The organism is Dissulfurispira sp. (assembly GCF_036745535.1).
Classification (GTDB): Bacteria; Nitrospirota; Thermodesulfovibrionia; order Thermodesulfovibrionales; family Dissulfurispiraceae; genus Dissulfurispira.
Window position 1 is genome coordinate 15,595 of record NZ_DAIOFX010000023.1, and the last position, 8,278, is coordinate 23,872.

12 protein-coding genes and 1 pseudogene are annotated in these 8,278 nt (G+C 43.0%); 9 read left to right on the plus strand and 4 right to left on the minus strand.

What is annotated here, in order from left to right; all coding sequences use genetic code 11:
• The 5 genes from V7L97_RS05900 to V7L97_RS05920 form a co-directional block, all read left to right on the plus strand.
• Window positions 1-340, plus strand: a 340-nt coding sequence (locus tag V7L97_RS05900; protein WP_333654162.1) for a TorD/DmsD family molecular chaperone, incomplete at its 5' end; no start/stop codon positions are given.
• A 65-nt stretch (window positions 341-405) separates the two neighbouring features.
• The gene (locus V7L97_RS05905) at window positions 406-627 is read left to right on the plus strand and encodes an AtpZ/AtpI family protein (RefSeq protein WP_333654164.1); all 222 of its coding nucleotides are present in this window, start codon (window positions 406-408) and stop codon (window positions 625-627) included.
• A gap of 7 nt (window positions 628-634) precedes the next feature.
• Complete coding sequence (locus tag V7L97_RS05910; RefSeq protein WP_333654165.1) at window positions 635-1,000, plus strand: ATP synthase subunit I; 366 nt, start codon at window positions 635-637, stop codon at window positions 998-1,000.
• 3 nt (window positions 1,001-1,003) lie between these two features.
• Window positions 1,004-1,150 carry a hypothetical protein gene (locus tag V7L97_RS05915; protein ID WP_333654168.1) on the plus strand — a complete coding sequence of 49 codons (147 nt, stop codon included), beginning with the start codon at window positions 1,004-1,006 and terminating at the stop codon, window positions 1,148-1,150.
• A 12-nt stretch (window positions 1,151-1,162) separates the two neighbouring features.
• Complete coding sequence (locus V7L97_RS05920) at window positions 1,163-2,488, plus strand: glucose-6-phosphate isomerase (protein WP_333654169.1); 1,326 nt, start codon at window positions 1,163-1,165, stop codon at window positions 2,486-2,488.
• A gap of 91 nt (window positions 2,489-2,579) precedes the next feature.
• On the opposite strand, the gene V7L97_RS05925 is transcribed toward V7L97_RS05920, so the two are convergent.
• On the minus strand, window positions 2,580-3,047 hold the full coding sequence (locus V7L97_RS05925; protein WP_333654170.1) for a thermonuclease family protein: 468 nt from the start codon (window positions 3,045-3,047) through the stop codon (window positions 2,580-2,582).
• 238 nt (window positions 3,048-3,285) lie between these two features.
• Here V7L97_RS05925 and V7L97_RS05930 point away from each other — a divergent pair, with 238 nt between their 5' ends.
• The 4 genes from V7L97_RS05930 to V7L97_RS05945 are packed head-to-tail and all read left to right on the plus strand — an operon-like array spanning window position 3,286 to window position 6,839.
• Window positions 3,286-3,798, plus strand: a complete 513-nt coding sequence (locus tag V7L97_RS05930; protein ID WP_333654172.1) for a shikimate kinase — start codon at window positions 3,286-3,288, stop codon at window positions 3,796-3,798.
• Between the two features lie 4 nt (window positions 3,799-3,802).
• Window positions 3,803-4,876, plus strand: coding sequence for a 3-dehydroquinate synthase (gene aroB / locus V7L97_RS05935; protein ID WP_333654174.1), 1,074 nt, complete (start codon window positions 3,803-3,805; stop codon window positions 4,874-4,876).
• Window positions 4,876-5,580 (plus strand): response regulator, encoded by a 705-nt coding sequence (locus V7L97_RS05940; protein ID WP_333654176.1) that lies wholly within the window; start codon window positions 4,876-4,878, stop codon window positions 5,578-5,580. The genes aroB and V7L97_RS05940 overlap by 1 nt, the downstream gene beginning before the upstream one ends.
• A complete protein-coding gene (locus V7L97_RS05945) occupies window positions 5,577-6,839 on the plus strand; it encodes an ATP-binding protein (RefSeq protein WP_333654178.1) in 1,263 nt (420 codons plus the stop codon). The genes V7L97_RS05940 and V7L97_RS05945 overlap by 4 nt, the downstream gene beginning before the upstream one ends.
• Before the next feature lie 8 nt (window positions 6,840-6,847).
• Here the strand turns inward: V7L97_RS05945 and V7L97_RS05950 are convergent, their stop codons facing one another.
• From V7L97_RS05950 to V7L97_RS05960, 3 genes and pseudogenes are all read right to left on the minus strand, one after another.
• Window positions 6,848-7,774, minus strand: a complete 927-nt coding sequence (locus V7L97_RS05950) for a 4Fe-4S binding protein (protein WP_333654181.1) — start codon at window positions 7,772-7,774, stop codon at window positions 6,848-6,850.
• 100 nt (window positions 7,775-7,874) lie between these two features.
• Window positions 7,875-8,060, minus strand: a complete 186-nt coding sequence (locus V7L97_RS05955; protein WP_333654183.1) for a hypothetical protein — start codon at window positions 8,058-8,060, stop codon at window positions 7,875-7,877.
• Window positions 8,054-8,278 (minus strand): annotated as a pseudogene (locus V7L97_RS05960) (hypothetical protein); the annotation flags it as partial. The pseudogene V7L97_RS05960 and the gene V7L97_RS05955, both read right to left, overlap by 7 nt.

Genomic DNA, 8,278 nt, shown 5'->3' on the forward strand with positions numbered 1-8,278 from the left:
ATACGAATCCCTTCATAATTACCCGCTGGGCGACAGGCCGAGGCTCTGGGGAAAGGCTGCAGAAGAAGTGCAGGCATTTTACATCTCGGCAGGAATCGTGATGGATGAGGAGATAAACCTTATCCCGGACCACATATCAGCAGAGATGCCCTTCATGAGCTATTTGATAAAAAACGGCATTTCGGAGCTTCAGAAAAAGTTTCTTGAAGATCATCTTGTTAAATGGATACCCGAATATTGCAACGAACTTCAGAAATATGCAGGCACTGTTTTTTATAAAGAGATTGCAAATATACTTAAGGAATTTATATTATCTGAACATGGGTTAATGAGTGGATGAGTGTATGGGGTTATGAGTGAGAACCCATTAACTCATATACCCATTTACACTAAAAGGGTGACTGATTGACAGAGAAACAGCCGGAAAAGACATTATTAAAACAACTCCTTGAGGCAAGCAGTGTGGGCATACACCTTGTTGTTTCCACGTTTGTCGGCCTTGCCATCGGTTACGGCCTTGACAAACTTTTCGGCACATCGCCTTATTTGACGGTAATATTTCTGATTATCGGCATAATTGCAGGATTCAGGGAACTCATCAGGATAGCGAAGAAACAGGAGGAATAGAAAATTAATGGAACATCCGGAGTTAATGATTAAAAGGATTTACCGGCAGTCGGCATTTGTTATTGGGGCACTTGCGATAATAACCCTCTTTTTTAGGGACTGGCGCTTTTCATTGGGCATAGTGATCGGAGGCCTTGCAGGCGAGGTCAATCTGCGCGGAATCGTCTGGAGCGTGAGGGCTTTGCTCGGAACAGAAAAGGCCCAGACAAAGATGATGGTCTTAAGCATGTTCAGGCTTCTCGTGATCTTTTCCATCCTCATAATACTCGCCATATTTAAGGTCATTAAACCGTATGGACTGTTAATCGGTTTTACTGTAGTATTTATTATCATAGTGAAAGAGGGATTGATTGCAGCTAAAAAGGGCGCATGACCTATGTTAAACTGGCTCATAATAATAGCCATAATCCTGATTTTTATGGCGCTGAAACTTGCGAAGTTCATGGGCATTGCAATAATACTTGCATTGCCTGTGATGCTGGTTGTGAAGAATCAGATAAAAAGACCAAAGAGCAGGGATTAGCCGGAGGGAGTTATGATAAGGATCGATTTTTCCAATTTAATGCAGGATGCTGTGGGCAGGAACGGCCTGACAAAGGATGATTTCAAAAATATCGATACTAAAAAAATAACCGAAATAATAGAAACAAGGAAATACCCGGAACTCGAATTCCTTGACCTGCATAAGGCAGACACCTCTCAAATAAAGGAATTGGGAAAATACGCAAGCAAATTCGAAAACTTCCTGCTTCTGGGAATCGGCGGCTCTGCGCTTGGGCCGAGGTCTATACTTGAGGCATTGAGCCCCTTTCACAATCTTAAAAACAAGCCGAGGGTTTTCATTTACGACAATGTGGACCCTGCAACATTAAAGAATATACTAAGTTTGATAGACCTTAAAAAAACAGTCATAAACATTATAACAAAATCAGGAAGCACAGCGGAAACCATTGCATCTTTTATGATCACATGGAAAATACTGCAGGAGCAGTCATTAAAATTAGAAGAACATGTTATTGTTACAACAGACCCGGAGAAAGGCAACCTCAGGAAGATTGTAAAGGATTACTGCCTTATGTCCCTTCCAATCCCTCATGGAGTCGGAGGAAGATACTCTGTCTTAAGTCCTGTGGGATTGCTCCTTGCCGAGGCGATAGGGATTAGCTCTGACGATATGCTCAAGGGCGCAAAGGATATTCATGATAAATGCATGAATGCTGATTTGTGGCAGAACCCTGCATATCTTTTTTCATCAGGTCTCTACCTTATGCAGCAGCTTAAAAATAAAAACATTACAGTAATAATGCCTTATGCAGACCGCCTGAAGTCATTTTCCGAATGGTTCTGTCAGTTGTGGGCAGAGAGCCTTGGAAAAGGTGGCAAGGGTCTTACGCCATATCCGTCTGTTGGCACCACGGATCAGCACTCCCAGTTGCAGTTGTGGATGGAAGGGCCTGAAGACAAGGTGGTTGTGTTTTTGTCAATCGAGGACTATGGCGTTGATATAAATATCCCCGATGTTTTTCAGGATATGGAGGGATTGAGTTATCTTTCAGGGCATTCTCTCGGTGAGCTGATAAGGATTGAGCAGGAGGCATCTGAGATTGCCCTTGCAAAGAACGGCAGGCCGGGCATTACCATAAAACTTCCCAGAATAGATGCATACCATCTCGGCCAGTTATTCCATTTTTTTGAAATCTCGACTGCAGTGGCAGGCTTTTTATACGGCATAAACCCATTCAACCAGCCCGGTGTCGAGGAAGGAAAGAATCTCACATATGGAATGATGGGGAAAAAGGGATATGAGGAAAAAAGAAAAGATTTCGAACTATACAGGCGAAAAACTAAATTAGAGCTTTAACGAAATTGCATCCTGTGGAGCATTGGAGAGATGGAGTAATGTAAAGACTAATGTCGGTCTCCAATACTCCAACACTCCATTACTCCAGCTTCTACTGTCTCGGATGTTCCATTCTCCACTGTTCAGGACTCTTTCTGAGGCCTTTCTTGCCCCATATTCCGATCTGGCGTGCGTGTGCCTTTTTCTGTGCTGCAGTGAATTTTTCTGCATATTTTACATTCGGCGGGATTGTATAGAGCATTGCATATCCATTCTCGATCATTGTTTCATTGATCAACCGTCCCTTTTTATCCCATACATAGCTCAGAAGCCTTCCATATTTATCTCTTTGTTCAACATCAAATTCAATACTTACAACCCAGTCGCTTTCGCTTATAAGCTTCTTCAAATATCTCTTTGATAGCCTCCCCCATGGTTCTTGTTTCAACTCCGGTGCATCGATGCCTATAAGCCTGACGCGCTCTATCTTGAGAGGCACGCCTGCAAAGCTCCTTGTCCTTATGCTTATAGTATCGCCGTCATGGACTTCTGTAACGCGGAATCTTTCAAACCCCTCCATCCCCCCTTTACTAAAGGGGGGCGAGGGGGGATTTTTGGCATTTGTGGGGAATGTAATGAACAAAACGAGGATAATAATTAATGAAAATCTTGTACAATAAGAAAGTTTCATGGAATATATTAACATAATTAGTTAATGAGAAAATGAGTATATGAGTGAATGCGCAAAAGGAGTTTTTATCCATAAACTCATTTACCCATATACTCATTCACCTATTCACAGTAAAATCGGAGATTTTATGAAGAATATTGTTCTTACAGGTTTTATGGGCACAGGAAAGACAGAGGTGGGCAGGATATTGTCCCGGAAACTGGGATATGTGCTGGTGGATGCAGACACCGAGATAGAGAAAGAGCAGGGGATTACTATAACAGAGATCTTTAAGCAATACGGAGAGCCTAAATTCAGAGAGATAGAATCAAATGTCATAAAGAGACTTTCGGAGATAAAGAATGCAGTCATATCCACAGGAGGCGGTGCAGTGCTCAGGCAGGAGAATATGGATAATCTCAGAAAGAATGGAGTGATAATCTGTCTTACGGCATCCCCTGAAACCATCCTGAAAAGGACGAGTAATAACAACGACAGGCCGCTCCTTCAGGTGGATAATCCCCTTCAAAAGATAAAGGAACTCCTTGAATTCAGGAAGCCGTATTATGAGAAGGCGGATATAATGATAGATACGGAAGGGAAGAGTCCAATCGAAGTGGCAGAAGAGATAATCGAAAAGACTGGAATAAAGAAGGATTAGGAATATGCAGACAGTAAGAGTCGATCTCGGCGAAAGAAGCTATGACATTGCGATTGACAGCGGAATCCTCTCAAATATCGGAGAGAGGATTAAAGGGTTTTCTTTCAGCAAAGTGGCTGTAATAAGCAATCCCTCTGTTTTTAATCTTTACGGAGACGTAGTTATAAATTCAATAAAAAATGCTGGATTTGAGCCTCTCCATGTCATTATTCCCGATGGCGAGGAGCATAAGAATTTTAACCAGACCTACCAGATACTGACCGAGCTTTTAAAAAATAAACTCGACAGAAAATCATGCCTTATCGCCCTCGGAGGCGGTGTAATAGGAGATATAACAGGTTTTGCTGCATCGATATACATGCGTGGTATCGATTTCATTCAGGCTCCGACAACACTTCTCTCACAGGTCGACAGTTCTGTGGGCGGAAAGACAGGCGTAAACCATGAACTCGGCAAAAATATGATAGGAACTTTTTACCAACCGAGGCTTGTATGGATAGATATCGATACGCTTAAAACTCTGCCGAGAAGGGAAATTTTATGCGGCATTGCAGAGATAATAAAATACGGCGTGATATGGGATGAGGAGCTTTTTGAATTCCTTGAAAAGCACAGAGAATCTATCCTGACCCTTGACCCATTACCCTTGACCCATATTATCAGACGTTCATGCGAGATAAAGGCAGAAGTGGTTTCGAGGGACGAGAGGGAGGCGGGATTGAGGGCAATCCTTAATTATGGGCACACCATTGGTCATGCCATAGAAACAGAAACTGGATACTCAAGATTTCTTCACGGCGAAGCGATTGCCATAGGCATGAACCTCGAGGCATGGCTTTCCGAGATAATGGGTTTTCTGGGTAGAAAAGATGCCCTGAAGATAAAGGCTGTTATAGATTCATACGGCTTGCCTTCCGAATTGCCAGCGGACTTAAATGCCGATAAACTCATTTCGCATATGAAGCTGGACAAAAAGGTAGAGGCAGGGGAAATGAAATTTATCCTGCCTGAGAAGCTCGGGAAGGTAAAAATTCAAAAGGGCATAGATATTGAAAATATAAGGAAGGCGCTTGGTTGATGAAAAATATCCTTGTCATAGACGATGAAGCGGATATTGTTGAATTAATCTCGTACAACCTCAAAAAAGAGGGCTTTTCTGTCGATTATACGTATGACGGAGAATCTGCCCTGAAAAAAATAAAAGGCAATAAGTATGACCTCATCATACTGGATCTAATGCTCCCGGGAATTCAGGGGCTCGAGCTTTGCAGGATTATCAGGGGCATCCCCGAAACATCCAATCTGCCCATAATAATGCTCACTGCAAAGGGCGAAGAATTTGACAAGGTGCTCGGTCTCGAAATGGGAGCGGATGATTACATCACAAAGCCCTTTAGTACGAGGGAACTGGTGGCAAGGACAAAGGCTATTCTCAGGAGGGCAGAAAAGGCAGCAGTTCATGAGTTGTCGCTAACAGCAGGGAAGGTATTGAAGATAAAGGACATGGTTATAGACAAGGAAAAATACATAGTCACTATAGATGATCGTCAGATAAAGCTGAGCGCCACAGAGTTTAAACTGCTTCTGTATCTTGCAGAAAGGCCAAATAAGATTTACAGCAGGGATCATCTTCTGGATACGGTTTGGGGGAATGATGTCTATGTGGAGCCGAGGACAGTGGATGTGCATGTAAGAAGACTCAGGACAAAGATAGAGAAAGACCCCAATAATCCCAGATATATAAAGACTATGCGCGGTGTCGGATATTTTATTGAGGCATGACCATTGAGCTTTTCATAATCATAATACTTTCCATTGCAGTAATCTTTTTTGTTTTTCGCCTGAGCCGGATTTCGAAATCCATAAAAGAAATAAGCGGATTTCTTAAAGAGATGTCATCCGGCAATCTCGATGCAAGGCTTTTCCCTAAAGGAAAGGGAGGACTTGACGGCATTGTAATGGATATTGCCTCTTTAATGGAAAAGACAAAGACAAGGCTCGATTTTGCAGAGACCGAAATGCAGCGAATGGAGGCGATATTGCGCGGCATGTCCGACGGCGTGTTGATTACAGATGTTCGAGGAATGGTGATCCTTGCCAACCAGCCGTTCAGGAGCCTTATGTCTGTGAATGATGATATAGAAGGCAAACAGATAATGGAGGTCTTAAGGAATGCGCAGCTTATAGATATTTTCAGAAGGACATTGGAGTTAAAGAGTGTTGTATCAGATGAGATCATTGTGTCGAGACCTCACAAGGATATGCATCTGATTGCCACGGCAGTACCTGTATATTCGGGGAACTTGGTAACAGGAACGGTTCTTACACTGCACGATATTACAAGGCTGAAGCAGCTTGAGGAGATGAGAAAGGATTTTGTGGCAAATGTATCCCATGAGATAAAGACACCAATAACTGCGATAAAAGGTTTTGCGGAGACACTTCTCGATGGCGCAATGGATGATAAGGAAAATGCAGTGCGGTTTTTAGGCATGATAAAAAGTCACAGCGAAAGGCTGAACAGCCTTGTGGACGACCTTTTGACATTGTCGAGGATAGAGCTTGGAGATATACCCATAAAAAAAACCGAGGTCAGTGTAGAAAATGTGATTGATACTGTTTTCATGACCCTGAAAGAGAAGGCCGACAGGAAGGGGCTTTATTTGAAAAAGACAATACCAGATGGCACACAGACTATTTATGCTGATAAGGACAAGCTTATCCAGGTAATACTCAACCTTGTTGACAACGGCATAAAATTTACGGAAAAGGGCGGCGTGACCGTGGGCATAGATGAGACAGGAGGCAGGATTACCATTTATGTCCATGACACGGGCATCGGTGTATCGCCTAACCATCTGCACAGGCTTGGCGAGAGATTTTATCGTGTTGACAGGGCAAGGTCGAGGGAACTGGGCGGAACAGGGCTGGGGCTTGCAATTGTCAAGCATCTGGTCGGCGCGCATGGTTGGAATATGAGGATAGAGAGCGAGACTGGAAAGGGAACAATGGTCAATATAATAATTGACAGGTATTTATAAAATGGAGATTATTCAACTACAGGTTTTTCTAATACCATGGGTTTTTTATCTTCAGCTGTGTTACTGCCGAAGCCGTAACTGAAAAGGTTTTTGTCTCCAAGCTCTCTTCTGCATGCTGTAATGCACTCCCCGCAGTTTACGCAGTTTATATCCTTTTTCGGACATCTCGGCTTGACATCCATAAAGCATACCTTCTCGCATCCCTTGCAGTCAGTGCATCTTGAGAGGTTTTCCCTGTCGAACTTTATCCTTAACGATACAGGGCTTACCCACCCGAAAAGCATCTGCATCAAACCTGCCGCGCACACGTATTTGCAGAAAGTATGCCGCACCAAAATCGATGTTACGAACATGTATATAGATACGCCTATGATTCCTGCCTTCACTCCAAAGGTAAAATTCCATGTGGTTATCTGATGCCATATTGTATTAGGCGCTATGAAATAACCTGTCAATGCTATGCCTGTGAGCGGAGGCACTATTAATAAGAACAAGAGTGCCAGCACGCCATAAAGGAGTCTGCTGCCGGGTTTTATATCGGGGTCATTGGGCTTTTTCTTATAGAGGCTTCTGCGGCCGAGGGTCTTGAGGGTAAGAAAGTCAGCAAGCTCAAATAATGCGCCTTCAGGACATAACCATCCGCAGAAAAACCTTCCTAAAAGAACCCCTAACAGAGGGAATATGGAGAGGACTATAACCCATGGCAGTATCGCCTTTAAGAAGAAATGCACGGCAATATGGGCTGCCCCATATATTGACGGGTCACTGTAGAATCCTGATTTTAGACCAAAAGACCATACCTGTCCGAAAATAAAAAGTTCTTTAGTAGCTGTGTCGTATCTCAGTATGTCGAAGACAGGCATGAGAAAGATGAGAAGCAGAAATCCTGCCTGTGTTAATCTTCGCGCAATGTGTAATGTTTTTGTTGCTTCCATGCCTTATTTATAACATGGCAGGAATAAGTGAGTGTATGAGTTAAATCATAAATGTCGGAATATTTTTTGACAAGAGCAAGGGCATCATATCTGATTATTTCTAACTCCATCTCCACAGTGCTATTATGAATGTTATCAGGAATACAAAGGCGAGGTTTGTATAGGCAAGGATGTAGAATATTCTCACCGGCAGAGGTTTTGTCATCCTGACCCCTGCCTCTACCAATATCCCGACCTCTGGCATGGAGAGTATCTTTTCTTCTCCGTGGGGCGCTGTCTTCAGCACATCTGTAAAGTCATGTCCTGCAAGGTGTTTTTTATATAGGAACCTTCCTTCCAGAGCTTGCTGTTTGTTACATCGTAGATCCTGCCTTTATATGCGACAAATGCAGGTCTTCCATCTTTTCCGTCAAAGCTATGTAAATCCTCAATGGTAAATTCCTTCTTTCCGGCACTTGGTATAGACATACTTACCAGTCTGAATTGACTTAAGGAACATAGTAA

Excerpts from the sequence above, each read along its gene's own strand:
- V7L97_RS05940 (WP_333654176.1), top strand. The coding sequence starts at position 4,876 with ATGAAAAATATCCTTGTCATAGACGATGAAGCGGATATTGTTGAATTA.
- V7L97_RS05915 (WP_333654168.1), top strand. The coding sequence starts at position 1,004 with ATGTTAAACTGGCTCATAATAATAGCCATAATCCTGATTTTTATGGCG.
- V7L97_RS05920 (WP_333654169.1), top strand. The coding sequence starts at position 1,163 with ATGATAAGGATCGATTTTTCCAATTTAATGCAGGATGCTGTGGGCAGG.
- V7L97_RS05945 (WP_333654178.1), top strand. The coding sequence starts at position 5,577 with ATGACCATTGAGCTTTTCATAATCATAATACTTTCCATTGCAGTAATC.
- V7L97_RS05950 (WP_333654181.1), bottom strand. The coding sequence starts at position 7,774 with ATGGAAGCAACAAAAACATTACACATTGCGCGAAGATTAACACAGGCA.
- V7L97_RS05910 (WP_333654165.1), top strand. The coding sequence starts at position 635 with ATGGAACATCCGGAGTTAATGATTAAAAGGATTTACCGGCAGTCGGCA.
- V7L97_RS05930 (WP_333654172.1), top strand. The coding sequence starts at position 3,286 with ATGAAGAATATTGTTCTTACAGGTTTTATGGGCACAGGAAAGACAGAG.
- aroB (WP_333654174.1), top strand. The coding sequence starts at position 3,803 with ATGCAGACAGTAAGAGTCGATCTCGGCGAAAGAAGCTATGACATTGCG.
- V7L97_RS05925 (WP_333654170.1), bottom strand. The coding sequence starts at position 3,047 with ATGGAGGGGTTTGAAAGATTCCGCGTTACAGAAGTCCATGACGGCGAT.